Raw genomic sequence first — 22,065 nt, 5'->3', positions numbered from 1 at the left:
ATCCCGGCCGGCGGCGCCGACCGGTCGTGAGCTCATACTCTGGTAGGGACATCCACCCCCAGACGGCGCGCGCCGTAGCCGAAGCTGTAGCGGAGCCTACGATTGACGGGTTTCGTAGTGGCAACTACGGTGCGAGATTAGTCATTACGAGAAGAAAGTCAACCCCCTGCCGTGAGCCGCAATCAGCCCGGAGACAACCCGTTGCGCGAGCAGATCGCCAGCAAACTGGACGAACTGCCTCCCGCGGAGCGGCGCGTCGCCGAATATCTGCGCGACCACGCGCACGAGATCATCTTCGCGACCTCGGGTGAGATCGGCGCCGCCACGGGCACCAGTGACGCCACCGTGATCCGCACGGCCAAGGCGCTGGGCTACTCGGGCCTGCCCGGGCTCAAGCGCGAGGCGGGCAGGCAGGCGATCGGCGGCACCCGGCCGTCGGCACGGCTGCGCAGCCGCATCGACAAGGCCGGCCCGGAGGCCGGGTCGTTGATGGACCACGTCTTCGCCGAGGCCACCGAGCGGCTGCTGGAGACCCGCAGGCTGATCACGGAGGACGACTTCGTCGCGGCCCTCGACCTGCTCATGGGAGCCCGCGAGATCGTCAGCTTCGGCCTCGGCCCCAGTGAGATGTGCGCCCACTACCTGACCCTGCGGCTGCGCCGCCTCGGCCGCCAGGCCCGGCTGATCAACAGCACCGGGTTCCGGCTGGCCGACGACCTGCTCGGGCTGCAGAAGTCCGACGTGATGGTGCTCTACGTGCCCGGCCGGCTGTTCAACGACGTCTACGTCCTGCTCGACCACGCCCAGGCGGTGGGCGCCCAGGTGCTGCTGTTCTCCGACGCCCTGCTGCCGGTGCTGGCCGACCGGGTGACCCTCACCCTGACGGCCGTGCACTCGGGATCCGGCTACACCGGTGAAGGGCTCAGCTCGTTGCTGCTCACCGACTGCCTGGTGCTGGGCCTGGCCACACGCGACCGCGACCGGGCCACCAGCACGTCCGAGCTGCTCAACTCGCTGCGTACGGCGCTGACCGAGCCGCGCGGGCGCACCACCCGCCGCACACGGAAGTAGCGGTCACCGCGGGCGGACGACGTCCTCGACCGCGTCCAGCGCGCGGTCGAGGTCCGCCTCGCCGATCACCAGCGGCGGGGCGATCCGCAGGGTGCGGCCGTGCGTCTCCTTGCACAGCACCCCGCGTGCCATGAGCGCCTCGGCCGCCTCCCGGCCGCCGAGCCCTCCCGGCGCCAGGTCCACGCCGGCCCAGAGCCCGCGTCCGCGGACCTCCTCGACGCCGTGGCCGACCAGCGTCGCGAGCCTGGCGTGCAGGCGGGCGCCGAGCGTGGTGGCCCGCTCCTGGTACTCGCCGCTCCGCAGCAGCCGGACGACCGCCCGGCCGACCGCGCACGCCAGCGGGTTGCCGCCGAAGGTCGAGCCGTGCTCGCCCGGCCGCAGCACACCCAGGACGTCGGCCCGGCCGGCCACCGCCGACACCGGGACGATGCCGCCGCCGAGCGCCTTGCCCAGCGTGTAGAGGTCGGCCCGGACGCCTTCGTGGTCGAGGGCCAGCACGGCTCCCGTGCGCGCGAGGCCCGACTGGATCTCGTCGGCGATCAGCAGCGCGCCCGCCTCGTCGCAGAGCCTGCGCGCCTCGGCGAGATAGCCCGGCGGCGGCACGATCACGCCCGCCTCGCCCTGGACCGGCTCCAGCAGCACGGCCGCCGTGCGCTCGTTGACGGCCGCCGCGAGCGCGCCGGCGTCGCCGTACGGCACCACGACGAAACCCGGGGTGAACGGCCCGAAATCGGCCCGCGCGGTCTCGTCGGTGGAGAACGAGACGATCGTGGTGGTGCGGCCGTGGAAGTTCGACGCGGCGACCACGATCTCGCCGGTGCCGCCCGGGACGCCCTTGACGCGGTAGGCCCACTTGCGGGCGACCTTGATGGCCGATTCGACGGCTTCGGCGCCGGAGTTCATCGGCAGCACCATCTCGGTGCCGGTCAGCTCGGCGAGCTCCCGGCAGAACAGGCCGAACTGATCGTGGTGGAACGCGCGCGAGGTGAGGGTGACGCGGCCGAGCTGCTCGACCGCGGCGGCCACGAGCGCGGGGTGCCGATGACCGAAGTTCAGGGCGGAGTAGCCGGACAGCAGGTCGAGGTAGCGCGTGCCGTCGACGCCGGTGACCCAGGCCCCCTCGGCCTCGGCGATCACGACCGGCAGGGGGTGGTAGTTGTGCGCGCTCCATCGTTCGTCGAGCGCGATCAGGTCGGCGGGGGTGGTGTTGCCGTACACGAGGGTCATGCGGGACAGGTTATAACCTTGCCTTGCGATAGCTAGGTTATAACCTTCATCGGGCGCCGATCATGAGGAGATGCCCCGTGCCTGAACTGAGATCGCCCGCCCGGCTCGACAGCTTCGGCGTCTTCGGCGAGCTGTCCGTGGGCCCGGCCCGTCACCGGGTCGCCAGGATCGACGGGCTCGTCACGCCGCGCATGCCGTACACCATCCGCCTCCTGCTGGAGAACCTGCTGCGCCACGAGGACGGCGAGCGGGTGACGCAGGGGCAGATCGAGGCGGTGCTGGCGTGGGGGTCGGGCGGGTCGTCCACGGTCGACGTGCATCCGTCGCGGGTGTTCCTCCACGACACCAACGGCGTGCCGGCCTTCGCCGACATCGCTGCCATGCGCGACGCGATGCACGCCATCGGCGGCGACCCGGCGGCGGTGAACCCGCAGATCCCCGCCGAGCTCGTGGTCGACCACTCGGTGATCGCCGACGTGTTCGGCTCGCCCGGCGCGCTGGAGCGCAACGCCGAGCTGGAGTACGAGCGCAACGCCGAGCGCTACCGGTTCCTGCGCTGGGCGCAGTCGTCGTTGCGCAACGTCCGCATCGTCCCGCCCGGCAAGGGGATCATGCACCAGATCAACCTGGAGCACCTCGCGCGTGTGGTCGTGGCCGACGAGGGCTGGGCGTACCCCGACCTGTGCGTCGGTACGGACTCCCACACCACGATGGTCAACGGCGTCGGGGTCCTGGGCTGGGGGATCGGCGGCATCGAGGCCGGGGCGGCGATGCTCGGCGAGTCGCTCAACATGCCGCTGCCGCCGGTGGTCGGCGTCCGGCTCACCGGCGCCCTTCGCCGGGGCGCCACCGCGACGGACCTGGTCCTGACGATCACCGAGGTGCTGCGCGCGCACGGGGTCGTCGGCACGTTCGTGGAGTTCCACGGCGAGGGCGTGCGGGCGCTGTCGCTTCCCGACCGGGCGACCATCGCGAACATGAGCCCGGAGTTCGGCTCGACGTGCGCGTACTTCCCGGTGGACGAGGAGACCATCCGCTACCTGCGCTTCACCGGCCGCCCGCCCGCGCATGCGGCGCTGGTCGAGGCGTACGCGAAGGCCCAGCGGTTGTGGCACCGGCCGGAGCACACGGCCGACTACACGGAGACGGTGGAGATCGACCTCGGCGCCGTCGAGCCGTCGGTCGCCGGGCCGCACCGTCCCCAGGACAGAGTCCCGCTGTCCCAGGTCCGGCGGCGGTTCCGGGAGGCGGCGGGGGAGCTGCCACCGGCGAACGGGCTGCGCCACGGCGTCGTGGGCATCGCGGCGATCACGTCCTGCACGAACACCTCCAACCCCGCGGCGATGGTCACGGCCGCGCTGCTGGCCCGCAACGCGGTCCGGCGCGGGCTGCGCAGCAGGCGGTGGGTCAAGACGACCCTGTCGCCGGGGTCGCGGGTGGTGACCTCCTACCTCGACGCGGCCGGGCTCACGCCGTACCTGGAGGAGCTGGGGTTCCACCTGGCCGGGTACGGCTGCATGACCTGTATCGGCGCCTCGGGGCCGCTGGTGGCGGAGGTGCGGGAGGCGGCGCGCGACGACGGGGTCACGGTGGCCGCGGTGCTCTCCGGCAACCGGAACTTCGCGGGCCGCATCAATCCTGACGTCCGGCAGAACTACCTGGCCTCTCCGCCGCTGGTCGTCGCGTACGCGCTGGCCGGCACCGTGGACACCGACCTGATGTCCGACCCGCTCGGCCACGCCCCCGACGGGAGCCCCGTCCGACTCGCCGACGTGTGGCCCGATCCGGAGGAGGTCGCACGGGTCATGGAGAGCGCGATCACGCCGGAGATGTTCACCGCGGCCTACCGCGACGTCTTCGCCGGCGACGCCCGCTGGGACAGCCTGGAGCAGCAGGAGGGCGAGCGGTTCCGCTGGGATCCGGACAGCGACTACCTGCGGCGCCCGCCCTTCTTCGACGGGATGCCGCCCGAGCCGGAGCCGGTGACCGGCATCGAGGGGGCGCGGGTCCTCGTGCTGCTGGGGGACTCGACCACCACGGATCACCTCTCGCCCGCCGGGGCGATCCCCGCGGACTCCCCGGCGGGCCGCTACCTGCGCGAACGCGGCGTCGCGCCAACCGGCTTCAACACCTACGCCTCGCGGCGCGGCGACCACGAGGTGATGGTCAGGGGCGCCTTCGCCAACGTGCGGCTGCGCAACCTGCTGGTGCCGGAGGTGGAGGGCGGCTACACCGCGAGCTTCGCCGAGGGCGGCCTGGTGCGGACGGTGTACGACGCCGCCATGGCCTACCGCGCGGCGGGCACCCCGCTCGTCGTGCTCGGCGGCGCTCTCTACGGCACGGGCTCGTCGCGCGACTGGGCCGCGAAAGGGCCGGCGTTGCTGGGCGTACGCGCCGTCCTGGCCGAGTCGTTCGAGCGCATCCACCGCTCGAACCTGATCGGGATGGGCGTGCTGCCGCTGCAGTACCTGCCGGGGGAGAACGCGCGGAGCCTGGGCCTGACCGGCCACGAGGTGTTCGACATCGAGAGCCCGGCCGCAGCGACGACCGTGACGGTACGGGCGGACGGCAAGGAGTTCGGCGCGGTCGTCCGCCTCGACACGGATCGCGAGCGCGAGATCTACCGCCACGGCGGCATCACGCGCCTGGTCCTCCGCCGGCTCCAGGCCAAGTGAATGCTGTATACCGTTGACGGCTATAGGTTATAGCCTGTAGCTTCGCCGCATCCAACAAACCCCCGGCGAGTCACTAAGGCGTGAAGATGTCCGAACGAACTCGATGGTCGCGATGGATGGGCGCGGTGGCGGCGGTCGCGATGGTGATCACCTCCGCCGCCTGCGGGAGCGAGGCGCCGGCGGCCCCGCCGAACCCGATAGCCGTGGGCAAGGTCCCCGACTACTACCCGGCCGATTACCAGAAGATCATCGAGGGGTCGAAGGCCGAGGGCGGCGAGCTCGTGATCTCCTCGGGCACGGCCAAGGAGAACTGGGCGCCGATCTTCCGCGACTTCCAGAAGAAGTACCCGTGGGTCACCTCGATCCTGGCCAAGGAGAGCGGCGAGGAGATCTACCAGCAACTGCTCAGCCAGCTGGCCACCGACTCCGTGCAGACCGACCTGCTCGTCGCCAGCTCGACCCAGGGATGGGCCGACTTCGCCGGGCGCGAGGACTCCCTCGACCCGTACGAGTCGCCGGAGGCCGGCGAGCTGCCTGAGTTCGCCGAGCTGCTGCCCCACGTGTACGCGATGTCGCTCGACCCCATGGGCCTGGCCTACAACACCGCCTTGGTCGGCCAGGAGCTGTCCGGCCTCGGCGACCTCGCCGACTACGCCGCCGAGCATCCGGGCGAGCTCGACGGGAAGGTCGTCGTCAGGGACGCGGCGACCGCGTTCGGCTTCACCGTGGCGCGGGCGTGGACGGAGTCGAACCCGAAGAACCCGAACGCCTGGAGCACCTTCGAGAAACTGCTGCCCCTCTCGCGCGCGGAGACCTCCTCGGGCACCCAGATCGAGAAGATCCTCGCCGGCGAGTACGTGGCCGGCTTCCTGATCAGCAGCGCGGTCGGCTACGGCCAGGAGGAGAAGAGCGGCGGCCTGCTGAAGTTCGTCCTGCCCGACGACGGCACCCTGCTGATCGGGCGCGGGGTGGGCATCGTCAACAAGGCGCCGCACCCGAACACGGCCAGGTTGTTCCTGGACTTCGTGCTGTCGGCCGAGGGGCAGCGCGCGGTGGCGGAGGGCGGCCTGACCGCCTTCCGCGACGGTGTCAAGGGCGCGCCCGGCCTGCCCACATACCAGGACCTCGTCCAGCGGCTCGGTCGGGACGCGCTGGTGATCGTGCCCTTCGAGACGCTGTCCGACGCGGACGTCGACAAGTTCCGCGCCAGGTTCGACGGCCTGCTCCACGGATGACGTCCCCGATGACCGACCTGAGCGTCCGAGGGACTGTCACCGCCCCGAGGTACCGGCGCGTCCTCGGCGTCGGCAGGAGCCGCGTCCTGCAGTACGTCGTCCTGGCCGCCGCCGCCTTGTTCGTCGTGGCGCCGATCGCCCCGATCCTCTACCAGTCGCTGGTGGACCGGCCGCTGTACGAAGCCGGTGGCGTCTTCACGGTCGCGAACTACACGAAGCTGTTCACGGAGGCCGGCTTCGGCCAGGTGATCGTCAACACCGCGTTGCTCGCCGTGATGACGACCGTGCTGACGCTGCTCATCGCCGTGCCGATGGCCATTCTGGTGGTCCGGACGCGACTGCCCTTCGGCCGGGTCCTCGGCCTGTCGATGCAGTGGCCGTTCTACATCTCGTCGCTGATCCTCGGCTTCGGCTGGATCACCATGTACGGTCCGGCCGGATTCGTCAGCGTGGAGGTGCGCGAGCTCATCGGCTTCGTGCCGTGGAACCTGTACAGCCTGCCCGGGATGGCCATGACCGAGGCCGTCGCGCTGGCTCCCGTGGCGTACGTCTTCTGCGCGAACGTGCTGCGGCAGTCCGACGCCGCTCTGGAGAGCGCGGCCCAGGTGTGCGGCGCGAAGCCGCTGCGCATTCTCTTCACCGTCGTGCTGCCCATGCTCCGGCCACCGATCGTGTACGCGACGATCCTGACCCTCAGCGCGTCGATCGAGTCGCTGAGCGTCCCGCTCCTGTACGGCACGCCGGCCGACATCAAGGTGTTCGCGACCTTCCTCTACAGCAACGGGCTGGAGTCGGTCCGGCCCGACTACGGGGTGCTCGGCGCCGCCTCGATGATCATCTTGGTGGTGACCGTCGCCATGGTGGTCGCCCAGGCCCGCGTGCTGAAGAAGGCGCAGCGTTTCATCTCCGTACGGGGCAAGGCGAGCCGTCCGCGCCGCCTGGAGCTACGCTGGGCCGGCTGGATCGGCGCGGTGGCGATCACGCTGTACGTGATCTTCGGTGCGGCGATCCCGATCCTGGGGCTGGTGTTCAGGTCGTTCACCCTGATATTCACGCCGCTGCAGAATCCCCTCAGGACGTTGACGCTCGGCAACTACGCCGAGATCTTCGCCTTCGACGACTACACGAGGTCGATCACCAACAGCCTCGTCGTCGCCGCGGTGGGCGCGGTGGCGGTCAGCGTGTTCGCCCTGGTGGCGGTCATCGTGGCGCGGCGGTCGACGTTCCGCTTCCGCCGTGCCGTGGAGTACCTGGCGCTGGCTCCTCAGGCGATCCCGGGGATCATCGTCGGCATCGGGTTCTTCTGGGCGTTCGCGCTGATCGGCAGCGGCGGGGTGCTCGGGCCGCTGCTCCAGGGGACGCTCCTGGCGGTGATCATCGTGTTCGGCTTCACGGTGCTGCCGACCGCGTTCAGCTCGATCGCCTCCTCGATCACCCAGATCGGCGCGGAGCTCGACAACGCGGCGCGCACGTCGGGAGCCGACTGGCTGGGGACGTTCCTGCGCATCCTGTGGCGGCTGCTGATCCCGGCGTTCGTCGGGGCGCTGATCCTGTCGTTCGTCTCGATCCTGAAGGGGTACTCGGCGGCGCTGTTCGTCTCCTCCGCCAACTCGGAGGTCATCGGCACCACGGTGCTCGTGCTGTGGACCGAGGGCGAGACGGGGGCCGTCGCCGCTCTGGCCACGTTGCAGATAGCCATCACGGCCGTGGTCGTCGCGGTGGCGAGTCGATTCATGAAGGGACACGCGAGTGCCTGAGGTCTGTCTGTCCGGGCTGTCCAAGTCGTTCGGCGGCGTGTCCGCGCTCGACGGGATCGACTTCACCATTCGGGAAGGCGAGTTCTTCACGCTGCTCGGGCCGAGCGGCTGCGGCAAGTCCACGACGCTGAACTGCATCGCCGGGCTGGAGCAGCCGACCGCCGGCACGATCACCGTCGGTGGCGTGCCGTTCGTCGCCGGGCGGGTCAACGTGCCGCCGGAGGAGCGCAACCTCGGCATGGTCTTCCAGTCGTACGCGCTGTGGCCGCACATGACCGTTGCGCAGAACCTGGCCGTCCCGCTGTCGATCCGCAAGGTGCCGCGCGCCGAGAAGACCCGGCTCATCCACGAAGCGCTCGACAAGGTGGGGCTCGCCCACCTGACGAAACGCTATCCGCACGAGCTCTCCGGCGGGCAGCAGCAGCGCGTGGCCCTCGCCCGCGCCCTCGTCTACTCTCCGTCGGTGCTCCTGCTGGACGAGCCGCTGTCCAACCTCGACGCCAAGCTGCGCGAGCAGGCCCGCGCCTGGCTCAAGCGCCTGCAGGCGGACCTCGGCATCACGACCGTCTACGTCACGCACGACCAGGACGAGGCACTGGCCCTGAGTGACAGGATCGCGGTCATGTTCGACGGCAGGACGGTCCAGATCGGCACCCCGGCCGAGATCTACGAGAAACCGGCCACCGCCGGCGTCGCGGCCTTCGTCGGCAGTTGCAACTTCCTGACCGGGCAGGTCGTGGGACGGCGTGGCGGCCACGTCCGGGTGCGGCTGCGGGACACCGGGGGCGAGGTGCTGGCCGCGGCGCCGGAGGGCTTCCCCGAGGGACGGGACGTCACCGTCGCCGTCCGCCCCGAGCGGCTGCGGATCACGCCCCCAGTGGACGGCACGCCCGACGGCAATGCCCTCGACGCGGAGATCCTCACGCGCTCCTACGTCGGCTCCCGCTACGAGTACGACCTGACGCTCGGCGAGAACGTGATCAAGGTCGTCAGTCAGGACGGCTCCCTTACGGGCCGGGCGCGGCTGGCGTTCGACCCGGCGGACGTGCTGGTCTATGCCGATGTCGCGCTGCCGCAGGCGGCGTGACTACCATCGCCATGACAAGGAAAGGCCAGATGCGCGAAGTTCCGCGGGAAAGCTCCGCCAGACACTTCTTCACCGGCGCCACCACGGCGATCGCCTGTCAGATGGATCAGCGGTTCAGCTACCGGCTCTACATCCCGGAGCGCCGGGAGGGCGATCCCGAGCGGTACCCGCTCATGGTGGTCCAGCACGGCACCGCGCGCACCGCCACCCGCTACCGCGACGCGTTCGTCGGCTTCGCCGAGGAGCAGCGCGTGGTCGTGCTGGCGCCGTACTTTCCGGCGGGGATCATCGACCCCGACGACCTGCACAACTTCAAGTACATCGAGTACCGGGGCATCCGCTTCGACCTGGTCCTGCTCGCGATGGTGGACGAGGTCGCCCGACGGGTCCCGATCGACACGCGGCGATTCCTGCTGCACGGGTTCTCCGGCGGAGGGCAGTTCGCGCATCGTTTCCTGTACGCGCACCCGGACCGGCTGCGTGCCGTCTCCATCGGCGCTCCCGGCCGGGTGACGCTGATCGACGACACGACGGAGTGGTGGCTCGGTACCAAGGACTTCGTGTCGATCTTCGGAAAGGATCTGGACGTGCCCGAGATGCGGAACGTACGGATCCAGCTCGTCGTGGGTGACCAGGACGTGGAAGGCTGGGAGATCAACAACCCGCACGACTCCAACTGGCGGCCTGGGCTGGAGAAGCAGGGCGCCACGAGGATCGAGCGGTTGCGCACGCTCCGGCGGAACCTGGCGGAGCACGGCATCGACACCCGGTTCGACCTGGTCGCGGGTGCGGGGCACCAGGGGGTGAAGGTGATCGGGCACGTCGCCGACTTCTTCCGATCCGTGCTCAAGGAACCGGCCGGCGGCGATGGGCCCACCCGACACGAGGTGCACCGATGAATGAAACCCCTTCCACCAAGAGCGACTTCGCCTACGAAGCACTGCGCAACCGGATCCTGTCCCACGAGTACGGTCCCGGCACGGTGCTCAACCAGGCGATGCTGGCCCGTGACCTGGGCATCAGCACCACTCCGCTGCGCGAGGCGCTGCGCCGGCTGAAGTCGGAGGGGCTCGTCGAGCTGGACGCCCACCGCGACGCCCGGGTGACCGAGCTGTCCGCCGAGGAGGCCCGCGACCTGCTGGAGATGCGGCGGGCGCTGGACCCCCTGGCCGCCTCGCTGGCGGCGGAGCGGCGCGCCACGGCCGACATCGCCGCCATGCGGGCGGCGTTCGCGGAGCTGAAGCCGCTGTCCGACCAGCCCGAGGTGGTCGACCTGGTGGCGCACCGCCGGTTCCACCGCGCGATCTACGTCGCCTCGCACAACGAGCTGCTGATCGGCACCCTCGACGGCCTGTGGGACAAGGCCGACCGCTACCGCCGGGTCGGCCTGGAGGAGAAACGCGACCAGGCGCAGCGCGACGAGACCGCCGCCGAGCACCAGGCCCTCCTGGACGCGGTCGTCGCCGGCGACGCCGCCGCGGCCGCGGAGGTCATGAGCAGGCACATCCGCACCAGCCTCGGCGCCAAGGCGCTCTCCCGGCTGTCGGCCCGGCCGGTGCAGGCGCGCCAGTGACCGACGTGATGCTCTTCGGCGACAGCATGCTCGCCCGCTTCACCAAGGAACGCATCCAGCATCTCGAACGCGAGCTGGGCGACGCCGCGACGGTCCACAACTGCGCCGCCGGCGGATGGGACAGCTCCGACGGCGTGCGCCGGGCCCCGCTGCTCGCCCGCGTCGGCTGGGACGTGATCGTGTTGTCGTTCGGCGCCAACGACTGCGCGCCGTGGAAACGCGTGCCGATCGACCGGTTCGCCGAGAACGTCGCCGCCATCGCCAAGGCCTTCGACGGCGCCCGCCGCGTCGCCTTCCTCCCGCCGGTGATCGACGAGCACGCCGGCCGGCCGTCACGGAGCAACCGCGTGCTCGACGAATACCGCGAGGTGCTGCGGGCGTCCGCCGACGCGTGCCTCGACACCCCTCGCCTGCTGACCGGCGGCCTCGAAGCCGACGGGCTCCACCTGACCGCCGACTCCTACACCACCCTCATCCCCGCACTCGCCGAGGTGATCCGCGCATGACCCCCACCACGTTCGCCGTCGCGAGCCCCCACCACCTGGCGACGCAGGCCGGCGAGGAGGCGTTCCGCGCCGGAGGCAACGCCATCGACGCCGCGATCACGGCCGCCGCCGTGCTGACCGTCGTCTACCCGAACAACACGGCGCTGGGCGGCGACCTCGTGGCGCTCGTCCGCACCCCGGACGGCGCGGTCCACTGCGTGAACGCGACCGGCCCCGCCCCGGCCCGGCAGACCCTGGAACGCCTGCGGAAGATCCACGGGGACGAGCTTCCGATGCGCGGCATCGACACGGTGACGGTGCCCGGCGGGGTCCGCGGCTGGGCGTCGCTCAGGTCGTTCGGCGCCCGCCTGGAGTGGGCGGCCCACTTCACCGCCGCCATCCGGTCGGCCGCGGACGGCGCACCGGTCGGCCGGTCCCTCGGCGCGGCCATCGCGGAGAAACGCGAGGTGCTGGCGGCCGACCCGGGCTGCTCGGAGGTGTTCCTGCCCGGAGGCGTCCCCCTGGCCGAGGGCGACCTGCTCGTGCAGCCGGCGCTCGCCCGCTCGCTGACCGAGCTGCGGGACGGAGGGCCGGACGCCTTCTACCGCGGCTCTCTGGGCCGACGCCTGGTGGCGGGGCTGGCCGGGCTCGGGTCCGTCATGACGCCGGACGACCTGGCGGCGTTCGAGCCGGAGATCGCCGAGCCGCTCAGGGGCACGTTCCGCGACCACGAGGTGATCACCAGCCCGCCCAACACCCAGGGGTTCGTGCTGCTGCGTGCGCTGGACCGGCTGCGCCGCCTCGGCGACCCCGCCGACGTGCTCGGCGCGGGCGCGGGCCGGCTGGCGGCCGTCTTCGCCGCGGCCACCGCGGTGCGCGACCACCTCCTCGCCGACCCCAGGTTCGCCGAGGTGGACACCGCCGTGCTGATGGGCCGCGACCTGGACGTCGAAGAGCGGCCGGTGGGCCCGGCGCGGGTCGGCGGCGACACGGTCGGCGTCTCCGCGATCGACTCGGAGGGGTACGCCGTCTCGCTCATCCAGAGCGTCTACAACTCGTTCGGGTCGGCGGTGCTGGAGCCCTCGACCGGCATCCTCATGCAGAACCGGGGGCGGTCGTTCTCGCTCGACCCGCGCTCGCCCAACGTCGTCGCGCCGGGCAAGCGCCCCCGCCACACCCTCATGCCCGTCCTGGTCACCACGGAAGGGCGGGTCAGGTGGGTGAGCTCGACGATGGGCGGGCACGGGCAGCCGCAGATCCACACCCAGCTGCTGCTGCGGTCGATGGCCGGGGAGCCGCCGGCCCAGGCGGTCGACGCGCCGCGGTGGATCGTCGGCGTGCAGGAGAGCGGGGACACCAACGAGACCGTCTACGTCGAGAGCGACGTGTCGCCCGAGGCGGCACGGTCGCTGGCCGGCCACGGGTTCGTCGCCAAGCCGGTGCCGCCGCACGACGAATGGCTGGGCCACGCCAACCTGATCAGTGCCGGCCCCGGCGGGCGGTTCGAGGCGGCCAGCGATCCCCGCTCGGACGGCTCGGCCGTCGTGGGGCAGCGCTGATCGTGTTCGTCGGCTCAACCGGGGTGGTCGCTCAGGTCGGGCGTTCGTCGACGCCGACCGCGCCGACGCCGGTGGTGGAGCCGCCGCCGCAGTAGCCCTGCGACTCGCCGTGCCGGCCCGGCGGGAGGGTCACCCAGCCGCCCATCACGTCGGGCGCCCGGCCGCAGACCACCACCGCCCGGAACATCCACGTCCGGCCGGTGGGGTTGCCGCACGAGGCGATGCCGAGGTCGCTGTCCTGGGCGTGGACGAAGGTGTCACACCTCAGGTGGCCGGCCACCGCGGGCAGGGCCGGCAGGGCAGCCGACAGGGCAGCCGACAGGAGCGCGAACGACCCGGCCGCCGCCGCGATGCGCATCGCCGTGAACATGTGCCCTCCAGGGATCGCTACTGTGCGTAGTCGATCGTACGCCCGGAGCCAGCGACTCACGACTCCTGGAGACGCCTGATCATCGCCTGCTTGGCGGTCGCGAACTCCTCGTCGGTCAGCACGCCGGAGCGGTGCAGCTCACCCAGCTCGGCCAGACGGCGCAGCACCGCGTCGTGCACGTCGTCGGAGACCGGCGCCGGCGCGGCCGGCAACTCCGGCGTCTCACGCGGCAGGCGGGCCAGCACGGCGGCGGCCACCAGGGCCGTCGCGCCGCCGTAGCGCTGGATGCTCCACGCGACGCAGCGCACGTCCTTCTGCGGCGGCTGCGGCGGGCGGGCCTCGCCCTTGACGCGGAAACGCAGCGTGCCGTAGTTGAGCGCGGCCTGCGGCCGCCACTCCACCCCCGCCAGGTCGGACAGCGGGAGCTCCTGCGGCCCGGCCTTCTCCTTGTCGGTGGTGGCGAAGACCGTCCACTCCAGCCGGACGCGCTCGCCGTCGAAGGTCGCGGTGCCGTCGCCGGCCGTCGCCGAGACCGGCACCTGGGGGATCGGCACGAGATAGTCGTCGCAGGCGCCGCTCGGTGTCCGGTAGACGCGCAGGGTGTCGAGGATCTCGTCGGCCAGGTATTCGGCGGCGCCCGCGCGGTCCTTCGGCACGGTCAGCCGGTACGGGTCGGCGGGCGGGCCGAGCGCGCCGGCCACCACGTCGGAGAGCGCGTCGGCGCCCTTGCGCAGCCGCAGCCGCAGGTGACCGCCCTTGCGGGAGGGCTCGAACGTCGCCCCGGCGATCGCTTCCAACGGAACCCGCACGTCGCCGAGCGTCCGGCGCAGATCGTGGACGTCCTTGCCACTGCCCGGAACGATGCGCAGCACTTCTCCATCGAATGCCCAGGAACCGTCGGGAACGGCGATCTCAGCCATATCCTCACCCTAGGACAGGCTCGGGACAGCATCACCGACGGAGGAACACGGTGACTCCTCCGCTCCCTGAAGGGAGCGGCTTCTCACCAAGCCGCTTTCGCAGCGTCGCGAAGGGCAAGCCCTGCCCTCAAGATGTCGATCGCCGCGTTCACATCAGCGGGTGCGGTGTGCCCACACGCTGTACAGGCGGCCTGCTTGCCGGTGGGGCGCAACAGGAATGTGAACGACCTGCGTACTCCCACCTCCCACGTTCGGTAACCAGAAGACCAGCGGTATCGGCCGGCACCGACAAAACCCGGAAGGACATCTGTGATGCGCGAACCTGGCAGGTCAGGGCACGCTCGGGCCTTGACGGCCCTCCCGCTCCTGATTCCCCCGACGGCTAGAGCCGCCGGTCCCCTCGGGAGGTTCTGATGGAGACCTTCACGAGCTGGCCGTCCTGGGCGCACGCGGAGGCGCACCTGGCGCGCGCGCTGCCGCCGTCCACCGTCGGCGATCTGAGCCGGGCGGTCGGCTTCGCCGCCCGCGAGCACGGCGCCCAGCAGCGGCCCACCGGTCGTCCCTACGTCGAGCACCTTCTTGAGGCCCTGGAGGTGGCCGTGGCCGGGGCCGGGCTGAGCGAGCGGGACGTGCTGGTCGCGACCGTGCTGCACGACGTGCTGGAGGACACCGCGTGCACGGAGGCGGAGCTGGCGCGGGAGTTCGGCCCCCGGGTCGCCGAGGCGGTGCGCTGGGTGACCAGGCCGCCCGGCGCGGCGAAGGCCGTCCACCTGGCCGCCCTCGTCAGGGCGCCGCGGCAGGCGGTTCTGGTGAAGCTGGCCGACCGGGCGAGCAACGTGCAGGAGCTGCAGCGGATGCCGTGGCGCTTCCAGCGCCGCTACTACGCCGAGACCGTCGCGTACGTGATGCCGCTGGCGGGGATCCACCCGTGGTTCGCCGAGTGGTACGCGCGGTGGCGCGACCGCTGGCGGCACGTCGAACGCTGGCCCGCGTAGTCACGGGCGCGGCCGGCCGCCGATCCTGGCCACGCGGTTGCGCACGCCGTCGAAGTGGGCGTGCACGGCGGCCACGGCGGCGGCCCGATCGCCCGCCAGCACGGCGTCGTAGATGTCGCGGTGCCGCTTGGCCACGTCGCCCGGCGGCTCGTCGGGCGCGCCGAGCGCGTCGCGCAGCTGGTAGTAGACATCCCAGAACGCGCCCAGGAGCCGGCTGACCAGCGGGTTGCCGAGGGGCCGGTAGAGGAGGTCGTGGAAGAGGCGGTCGGTCTCGGGGGAGACCAGGCCCGCCCCGGACTCGGCCTCCATCCGGGCGATGACGTCGGCGACCGCCGACAGGTCGGCCTCGGGGCCCAGCTCGATGAGGCGCTGCACCAGGCCGCTCTCCAGGATCTCGCGGATCTCGACCAGGTGGGACAGGTGGTCGGCGCCGTTCTGCAGCGTGATGCGGCTGTGGAAGGTCAGCTCGTCGACCAGCCCGGCCAGTGACATCCGGCCCACGAACATGCCGAAGCCGTGGCGGATGTCGACGATGCCGACCGCCTGCAGGGCCTTCAGCGCCTCCCTGATCGAGTTACGGCTGACCTGGAGCTCCTCCATGAGCTCGGACTCGGTCGGCAGGGGATCTCCGGCGACGAGCCCGCGCCGCACGATCAGGTCCTTGACGCCCTCCTGGGCTTCGACGGCGCGACTGGGCCGGGGCGAACGCGGGACAGTGGTCATGAAAAATCCCCTTCTCTTTGGCCCGTACGTAACTTTCCGGAAATGCACTGTTGACCTCAAGCGGTCGCCGCCTTTAGCGTCGCCGTTACGCACAATAGGACATGGGATGTCCCATGTTCTACGAATAGCAGGCAGCGGATCGCACCAACCCCCCAGGAGGAATCCGTGAGCTCTGAGTTCAGCCGCCGTGACTTCCTGCGTTACAGCGGAGCCACCGGCGCGGCGGCGTTCATCGCGGCCACGCTCTCCGCGTGTTCCGGAGGCCCGGCGTCGACCGGTTCGGTCGGCGCGGGATCCAACAAAGACCTCATCACCGCCGTCATCGGCTACGGCAACGACCAGAGCTGGGATCCGACGCAGACCGCCTCGGCCTTCGCGATGGCCGGCATCAACCACGTCTACGAGGGTCTGCTCGACACCGACCCGATCACCCGCGAGCCGTACCCGGCGCTCGCCACCGCCCTGCCCGCCGACCTGAACGCGACCACGTGGACGTTCACCCTCAGGCAGGACGCGACGTGGCACGACGGGAAGCCCGTCACCGCCGACGACGTGCTCTTCACCTTCGAGCGGGTCCTCGACCCCGAGGCGAACGTGCTGATCGGCAACTTCTTCCGGTCATGGCTGCGGGAGGTGCGCAAGGTCGACGAGCGGAGCGTGGAGCTGGTCTTCGCGTTCCCGTTCCCCGACGCGGCGCCGCGCCTCACCATCGCGAAGATCATGCCCAAGCACGTCTTCGGCCGGCCCGGCGCCTGGGACCAGGCCAAGGGCGGCAAGGCCGTCGGCTCGGGGCCGTACCAGCTGGCGGCGCACAACCCCAAGTCCAACACCTCGTTCGAGGCGTTCGAGGGCTACAACGGGCCGCGCCCGGCCACGGTCAAGCAGATGAACTGGCTGACCATCGTCGACGCCGCCGCCCGGGTGGCCAAGATCTCCGGCGGCTCGGCGGAGGCGCAGATCGCCGACAACATCCCGTACGCGAACGTCGAGCAGCTCAAGCAGCAGGGGCTCACGGTCGAGGGCGGCCGGGGCATGAACCACATGTTCCTGATGTTCAACACCGGCGCGAAGCCGTTCGACGACGTACGGGTGCGCCAGGCGCTGCACTACGCCATCGACAAGCAGAAGATGATCGACGTGGCGCTCAAGGGCCACGGCACGGCCTCCAGCTCCTTCCTCAACGAGGGCCACCCCGACCACCAGCGGGCCTCGGTCGTCTACGACTACGACCCCGACAAGGCCAGGGCGCTGCTCAAGGAGGCCGGCGTGAGCGGCCTGACGGTCAACCTCATGGCCGTCAACGTGAGCTGGATCGTCGACTGCCTGCCGACCATCGCCTCCTCGTGGGAGGCCGTCGGCATCAAGACCACGCTGGAGCCGCAGGACACGGCCGCGCTGTTCACCAAGATGGACCAGTTCCAGGACTACCAGGTGGTCGCCGCGGCCTCGAACCCCAACCAGTTCGGCATGGACGCCGACCTGATCCTGCACTACAACTACGTGCCCGGCGGCCTGTGGATGAAGTACGCCCACTGGGACGGCACCGAGGACGCCGAGCGGCTCTTCGCGATGATGGACGAGGCCGGCAAGGAGACCGACAAGGCTCAGCGAACGGAGCTGATCCACAAATATCTGGACTTCGTGGCTGAGCAGGCCGTCCTCTACCCCGTCGTCCACAACGAGCTCATGACGGCCTGGGACCCGAAGAAGCTGTCCGGCGTCCGCGCGCAGCCGTACCCCGGCATCACCCTGCTGCAGGCCAAGAGGACATGACGGTCGTCGCCCGGATGCTGCTGCGGCGGCTCCTCATCCTGATCCCGCTGGTGCTCGGCGTGGTCGCGTTCGTGTTCATCGTCATGCGCTTCTCCGGCAGCAAACCGGAGTACGCCTACTTCCAGGGCGCGAACCCCACCCCCGAGCAGATCCGCCAGTTCCAGCTGGAGAACGGCCTGCTGGACCCGCTTCCCCTGCGCTACGTCCGGTTCGTCGCGGATCTGGCGCAGGGCGACATGGGCACCAGTGTGCTCACCAAGAAGCCGGTCGTCGAGTCGGTCACGACAGCGCTGCCGCTCACGCTGCAGCTCACGTTCCTGGGCCTGGCCGTGGCCGTGGTGCTGGCGCTGGTGTTCGGCGTGACGGCGGCGCTGTTCCGCGACCGCTGGCCCGACCAGGTGATCCGCATGGTGTCGCTGATCGGGGTCGCGGCCCCGGCGTTCTGGCTGGCGCTGCTGATGATCCAGTGGCTGGCGGTCGGCGAGGGGCTCTTCCCGACCGGCGGCTACATCAACCCGGCCGACTCCGTGACCGGCTGGCTGCGGTCGATGACCCTGCCCGCCCTGTCGTTGTCGCTGCCGATCGCCGCCCAGCTCACCCGCATCATCCGCACCTCGATGGTGGAGGAGCTGGACCGCGACTACGTGCGCACGGCGGTCGGCGGCGGCCTGCCGATGATCGTGGTCGTCGGCCGCAACGTGCTGCGCAACGCCCTGATCAATCCGCTCACCGTGCTCGGCCTGCGGATCGGCTACCTGATCGGCGGCACCGTCGTCATCGAGACGATCTACGGCCTTCCCGGCATGGGCCAGCTCATGATCAACGCCGTCCGCGACGGCGACCCGGCCGTCGTCCAGGGCGTCGTGCTGACCATCGCGGTCGGGTTCATGGTCGTCAACCTGGTGATCGACATCCTCTACCTGCTGGTCAACCCCCGCCTCAGGAGCGCCTCATGAGACGCGGACTTTCGGACCGCCTCTCCCGGCCCGGCCTGCGCTTCGGCCGGCTGACGCCCATGGCGTGGGTCTCCGTCGGCGTCATCGCCGTGGTCGTGCTGGCCGCGCTGCTCGCGCCGTGGATCGCGCCGCACTCCCCGTACTTCCAGGAGGCCGGCGGGGGAGGGCCGTCCGCCGAGCACTGGATGGGGCTCGACAGCGCCAACCGCGACATCCTGTCCAGGCTCCTGTACGGCGCCCGCTGGTAGCTGATCATCGGGCTCGGCGCCACCGGGCTCGCCCTGGCGGCCGGGGCGATCATCGGCGCCGTCGCGGCCACCTCACGCCGGGCCGTGGACGAGACCATCATGCGCCTGCTCGACGTGATCATGGCCTTCCCCGGCATCGCCCTGGCCGCCGTGCTGGTGGCGGTGTTCGGCGGGAGCATCACGGTGCTGGTCATGGCCATGGCGTTCCTCTACATGCCGTCCGTGGCGCGGGTCGTGCGGGCCAACGTGATCGCCCAGTACGGCGAGGACTACGTCGCGGCCGAGCGCGTCATCGGCGCCCGCACACCGCACATCCTCGTCCGGCACGTGGCGGTCAACTGCGCGGCCCCGGTGCTGGTGTTCTGCACCGTGATGGTGGCCGACGCGATCGTGTTCGAGGCGTCGCTGTCGTTCATCGGCGCCGGCGTGCGCCCGCCGGACCCGTCGTGGGGCAGCGTCATCGCCGACGGCAAGAACCTCGTCCTGCTCGGCGGCTGGTGGGCCACCGTCTTCCCCGGCCTGCTCATCCTGGTCACCGTGCTGGCCCTGAACATCCTGGCCGAGGGCGTCTCCGACGCCTGGGCCGCCCCCGCCGCCCGCAAGGCGCCGGTGAAGAAGGAGGGCGACGCCTTCGAGCAGGCCGAGCCCGGCTCCGGCGAGGTCGTCGAGCTGCCCGGCCTGGCCGAGGCCGCCCGACGACTGGCCGAACGAGCCCGCCCGCTGCCACAGGGCCCGCCGATCCTCGCCGTCGAACGCCTGCGCATCGGCTTCGCCGAGGGCGTCGACATCGTGGACGGCATCGGCTTCGAGGTGCGCCCCGGCGAGGTGCTCGGCCTGGTGGGCGAGTCGGGCTGCGGCAAGTCGCTGACCGCGCTCACCGTCATGGGCCTGCAACCCCGCGACGCCCGCGTCAGCGGCCACGTCCGCTTCGACCAGCGGGAGCTGCTCGCGCTGCCGCGCCGCGCCCGCCGCCGCCTGCTCGGCCACGAGATGGCGATGATCTACCAGGACGCGTTGTCGTCGCTGAACCCGGCCATGACGATCAAGGCCCAGCTCAAGCAGCTCACTCGTCGCGGCGGCCGGCGCAGCCCCCCCGAGCTGCTCGAACTCGTCGGCCTCGACGCCCGCCGCACTCTGTCGGCCTACCCGCACGAGCTGTCCGGAGGGCAGCGGCAGCGGGTGCTGATCGCGATGGCGCTGTCGCGCGAGCCCAAGCTGATCGTCGCCGACGAGCCGACCACGGCGCTCGACGTGACCGTCCAGGCGCAGGTCATCGAGCTGCTGCTGGCGCTGCGCGAGGAGCTGGGGTTCGCGCTCATCCTCGTCTCCCACGACCTCGCGCTGGTCGCCGACGTCACCGACCGCGTGGTGGTCATGTACGGCGGCCAGATCGTCGAGACCGGCGTGACCGCCTCCCTCGTCGGGGCGCCCGCCCACCACTACGCCAGGGGCCTGCTGGGCTCGGTGCTGTCGCTGGAGGCGGGGGCCGAGCGGCTCACCCAGATCCGCGGCGTCGTGCCCGCGCCCGCGGACTTCCCGCCCGGCTGCCGGTTCGCCGACCGGTGCCCGATGGCCACGGACGTGTGCCGTACCGAGAAGCCGGAGCTTGAGGGGGACGCCACGCACGCGGTGGCCTGCCACCATCCCGCGCTGGTGAGGAGCGAGCAGCGTGCTTGAGCTGAAGGACGTGCACGTCGTGCACAAGGCCCGCTCCGGCGGGGTGTTCTCCCGCGACCGCGTGTACGCGCTGACCGAGGCGAACCTCACGGTCGGCGCGGGCGAGACGGTCGGCGTCGTGGGCGAGTCGGGGTGTGGCAAGTCCACGCTGGCCAGGGTGCTGGTCGGGCTGCAGCGGCCCACCTCCGGCACGGTGACCTTCCGCGGCCAGGAGCTGTGGACGCTGAAGGAGCCCGAGCGGCGCGCGCTGATCGGGTCGAGCGTCGGGATGGTGTTCCAGGACCCGTCCACGGCGCTCAACCGGCGGCTGCCCGTCCGGCAGGTGCTGCGCGACCCGCTCAACGTGCACCGGCGCGGCACCCCGGCGCAGCGCGACGCCCGCGTACGCGAGCTGCTGGACCTCGTGGGCCTGCCCCCGAGCGCCGCCGACGCGCTGCCCGGCCAGCTGTCGGGCGGGCAGCGGCAGCGGGTCGCCGTGGCCAGGGCCCTCGCCCTCGAACCGGACCTGGTCGTGGCCGACGAGCCGACCAGCGCCCTCGACGTGTCCGTCCGCGCGCAGATCCTCAACCTGCTGCTCGACCTCAAGGAACGGCTCGGGCTGGCCCTGGTCTTCGTCTCGCACGACATCCAGACGGTGCGCAGGATGAGCGACCGCGTGGTCACCATGTACCTGGGCCGGATCGTCGAGCAGGCTCCCGCGCACGTCGTGCCGCTGGGCGCGCGGCACCCGTACACGCGGGCGCTGTTCTCGGCGACGCCCGGGCTGATCTCGCCGATCACCCCCATCCCGCTGGTCGGCGTGGTGCCGTCGGCCACCAGGCCGCCCAGCGGGTGCCCGTTCCGCACGCGGTGCTGGCGGGCAGACGACCTGTGCGCGGCGGAGATGCCGGCCGCGCGGGCCGAAGGCGACCACCTCTTCCACTGCCATCACCCGGTGGCCGCCGGCGCCACCGACCTCGAACTGATCCAGGAGCGCGTATGACGAGTTCTGATGTCACCGGGCCCGTGATGCTTTCCGGGGTGATCCCGCCGGTGTGCACGCCCTTGACACCCGACCACGAGGTGGACGTCGGCTCGCTCGTCCGGCTGGTCGACCATCTGCTCGGCGGGGGCGTGGACGCGCTGTTCGTGCTGGGATCGTCGTCGGAGGTGGCGTACCTGACCGACGCGCAGCGGCGGACGGTGCTGGAGACCGTGGTCGGGCACGTCGGCGGGCAGGTGCCGGTGCTGGCCGGGGTGATCGACATGACGACGCCGCGGGTGCTCGAACACGCCGGCGTCGCGGTGGCGGCCGGGGCGTCGGGGCTGGTGGTGACCGCGCCGTTCTACACGCGTACGCACCCGGAGGAGATCCGCGTGCACTTCCGGACCGTCGCCGCGCGGGGCGGGCTGCCGGTCTACGCCTACGACCTGCCGGTCTCCGTGCACACGAAGCTGAGCGCGGACCTGCTGCTGGAGCTGGCGGCCGAGGGCGCGCTGGCCGGGCTGAAGGACTCCAGCGGCGACGACGGCGGCCTGCGCGAGGTGATCATGCGGCGGCGGGAGCCGTTCAGCGTGCTCACCGGGTCGGAGGTGACCGTCGACTCCGCGCTGTGGATGGGCGCCGACGGCGTGGTCCCAGGGCTCGGCAACGTCGACCCGCAGGGGTACGTCGAGCTGTACCGCCGCGCCCGCCGGGGCGACTGGGCGGGGGCCAGGGCCGAGCAGGAGCGCCTGGTCCGGTTGTTCGAGATC

20 protein-coding genes are annotated in these 22,065 nt (G+C 71.4%); 16 read left to right on the top strand and 4 right to left on the bottom strand.

Annotated features, from left to right (window positions below; translation table 11 throughout):
• Positions 1 to 171 precede the first annotated feature (171 nt).
• A complete protein-coding gene (locus tag E1286_RS27055) occupies positions 172 to 1,071 on the top strand; it encodes a MurR/RpiR family transcriptional regulator (RefSeq protein WP_132616768.1) in 900 nt (299 codons plus the stop codon).
• A gap of 3 nt (positions 1,072 to 1,074) precedes the next feature.
• Here the strand turns inward: E1286_RS27055 and rocD are convergent, their stop codons facing one another.
• Positions 1,075 to 2,298, bottom strand: a complete 1,224-nt coding sequence (gene rocD / locus E1286_RS27050; RefSeq protein ID WP_132616766.1) for an ornithine--oxo-acid transaminase — start codon at positions 2,296 to 2,298, stop codon at positions 1,075 to 1,077.
• Between the two features lie 77 nt (positions 2,299 to 2,375).
• Between rocD and acnA the strand changes: the two genes are divergently transcribed.
• The 8 genes from acnA (at position 2,376) to E1286_RS27010 (ending at position 12,669) form a co-directional block, all read left to right on the top strand.
• Positions 2,376 to 4,973 carry an aconitate hydratase AcnA gene (acnA, locus tag E1286_RS27045; protein WP_246075197.1) on the top strand — a complete coding sequence of 866 codons (2,598 nt, stop codon included), beginning with the start codon at positions 2,376 to 2,378 and terminating at the stop codon, positions 4,971 to 4,973.
• 86 nt (positions 4,974 to 5,059) lie between these two features.
• Positions 5,060 to 6,208 carry an ABC transporter substrate-binding protein gene (locus tag E1286_RS27040; protein ID WP_132616762.1) on the top strand — a complete coding sequence of 383 codons (1,149 nt, stop codon included), beginning with the start codon at positions 5,060 to 5,062 and terminating at the stop codon, positions 6,206 to 6,208.
• Between the two features lie 8 nt (positions 6,209 to 6,216).
• Complete coding sequence (locus E1286_RS27035) at positions 6,217 to 7,965, top strand: ABC transporter permease (protein WP_223190428.1); 1,749 nt, start codon at positions 6,217 to 6,219, stop codon at positions 7,963 to 7,965.
• The gene (locus E1286_RS27030) at positions 7,958 to 9,052 is read left to right on the top strand and encodes an ABC transporter ATP-binding protein (protein WP_132616758.1); all 1,095 of its coding nucleotides are present in this window, start codon (positions 7,958 to 7,960) and stop codon (positions 9,050 to 9,052) included. Before E1286_RS27035 ends, E1286_RS27030 begins: the two co-directional genes overlap by 8 nt.
• 29 nt (positions 9,053 to 9,081) lie before the next feature.
• Positions 9,082 to 9,951: an alpha/beta hydrolase family protein gene (locus tag E1286_RS27025; RefSeq protein WP_132616756.1), complete on the top strand. Its 870-nt coding sequence runs from the start codon at positions 9,082 to 9,084 to the stop codon at positions 9,949 to 9,951.
• Entirely contained in the window at positions 9,948 to 10,625 is a 678-nt protein-coding gene (locus E1286_RS27020) for a GntR family transcriptional regulator (protein WP_132616754.1), read from the top strand. The genes E1286_RS27025 and E1286_RS27020 overlap by 4 nt, the downstream gene beginning before the upstream one ends.
• Positions 10,622 to 11,131, top strand: a complete 510-nt coding sequence (locus E1286_RS27015) for a GDSL-type esterase/lipase family protein (RefSeq protein WP_132616752.1) — start codon at positions 10,622 to 10,624, stop codon at positions 11,129 to 11,131. Before E1286_RS27020 ends, E1286_RS27015 begins: the two co-directional genes overlap by 4 nt.
• Positions 11,128 to 12,669, top strand: coding sequence for a gamma-glutamyltransferase family protein (locus tag E1286_RS27010; RefSeq protein ID WP_132616750.1), 1,542 nt, complete (start codon positions 11,128 to 11,130; stop codon positions 12,667 to 12,669). The genes E1286_RS27015 and E1286_RS27010 overlap by 4 nt, the downstream gene beginning before the upstream one ends.
• A gap of 31 nt (positions 12,670 to 12,700) precedes the next feature.
• On the opposite strand, the gene E1286_RS27005 is transcribed toward E1286_RS27010, so the two are convergent.
• Positions 12,701 to 13,039 carry a hypothetical protein gene (locus E1286_RS27005; RefSeq protein WP_132616748.1) on the bottom strand — a complete coding sequence of 113 codons (339 nt, stop codon included), beginning with the start codon at positions 13,037 to 13,039 and terminating at the stop codon, positions 12,701 to 12,703.
• A 56-nt stretch (positions 13,040 to 13,095) separates the two neighbouring features.
• Positions 13,096 to 13,959, bottom strand: coding sequence for a DUF4429 domain-containing protein (locus E1286_RS27000; protein WP_132616746.1), 864 nt, complete (start codon positions 13,957 to 13,959; stop codon positions 13,096 to 13,098).
• 413 nt (positions 13,960 to 14,372) lie between these two features.
• On the opposite strand from E1286_RS27000, the gene E1286_RS26990 reads away from it, so the two are divergent.
• A complete protein-coding gene (locus E1286_RS26990) occupies positions 14,373 to 14,954 on the top strand; it encodes an HD domain-containing protein (protein WP_132616744.1) in 582 nt (193 codons plus the stop codon).
• Here the strand turns inward: E1286_RS26990 and E1286_RS26985 are convergent, their stop codons facing one another.
• Entirely contained in the window at positions 14,955 to 15,677 is a 723-nt protein-coding gene (locus E1286_RS26985) for a FadR/GntR family transcriptional regulator (protein WP_132616742.1), read from the bottom strand. It abuts the gene before it with no gap.
• 165 nt (positions 15,678 to 15,842) lie between these two features.
• Here E1286_RS26985 and E1286_RS26980 point away from each other — a divergent pair, with 165 nt between their 5' ends.
• The 6 genes from E1286_RS26980 to E1286_RS26960 form a co-directional block, all read left to right on the top strand.
• Positions 15,843 to 17,450, top strand: coding sequence for an ABC transporter substrate-binding protein (locus E1286_RS26980; RefSeq protein WP_132616740.1), 1,608 nt, complete (start codon positions 15,843 to 15,845; stop codon positions 17,448 to 17,450).
• The gene (locus tag E1286_RS26975) at positions 17,447 to 18,406 is read left to right on the top strand and encodes an ABC transporter permease (RefSeq protein WP_132616738.1); all 960 of its coding nucleotides are present in this window, start codon (positions 17,447 to 17,449) and stop codon (positions 18,404 to 18,406) included. The genes E1286_RS26980 and E1286_RS26975 overlap by 4 nt, the downstream gene beginning before the upstream one ends.
• Positions 18,403 to 18,654, top strand: coding sequence for a hypothetical protein (locus tag E1286_RS50495; RefSeq protein ID WP_246075195.1), 252 nt, complete (start codon positions 18,403 to 18,405; stop codon positions 18,652 to 18,654). The genes E1286_RS26975 and E1286_RS50495 overlap by 4 nt, the downstream gene beginning before the upstream one ends.
• Complete coding sequence (locus E1286_RS26970; protein WP_342776268.1) at positions 18,655 to 20,331, top strand: dipeptide/oligopeptide/nickel ABC transporter permease/ATP-binding protein; 1,677 nt, start codon at positions 18,655 to 18,657, stop codon at positions 20,329 to 20,331. It abuts the gene before it with no gap.
• The gene (locus E1286_RS26965; protein WP_132616736.1) at positions 20,324 to 21,313 is read left to right on the top strand and encodes an ABC transporter ATP-binding protein; all 990 of its coding nucleotides are present in this window, start codon (positions 20,324 to 20,326) and stop codon (positions 21,311 to 21,313) included. The genes E1286_RS26970 and E1286_RS26965 overlap by 8 nt, the downstream gene beginning before the upstream one ends.
• Positions 21,310 to 22,065: dihydrodipicolinate synthase family protein (locus tag E1286_RS26960; protein ID WP_132616734.1), on the top strand; the 756-nt coding region annotated here is incomplete at its 3' end. The genes E1286_RS26965 and E1286_RS26960, both read left to right, overlap by 4 nt.

This window comes from Nonomuraea terrae (genome assembly GCF_004348995.1).
Taxonomy (GTDB): domain Bacteria; phylum Actinomycetota; class Actinomycetes; order Streptosporangiales; family Streptosporangiaceae; genus Nonomuraea; species Nonomuraea terrae.
The sequence above is the reverse complement of the archived record's forward strand: the minus strand, read 5'-3'. Positions and strand labels throughout refer to the sequence as shown.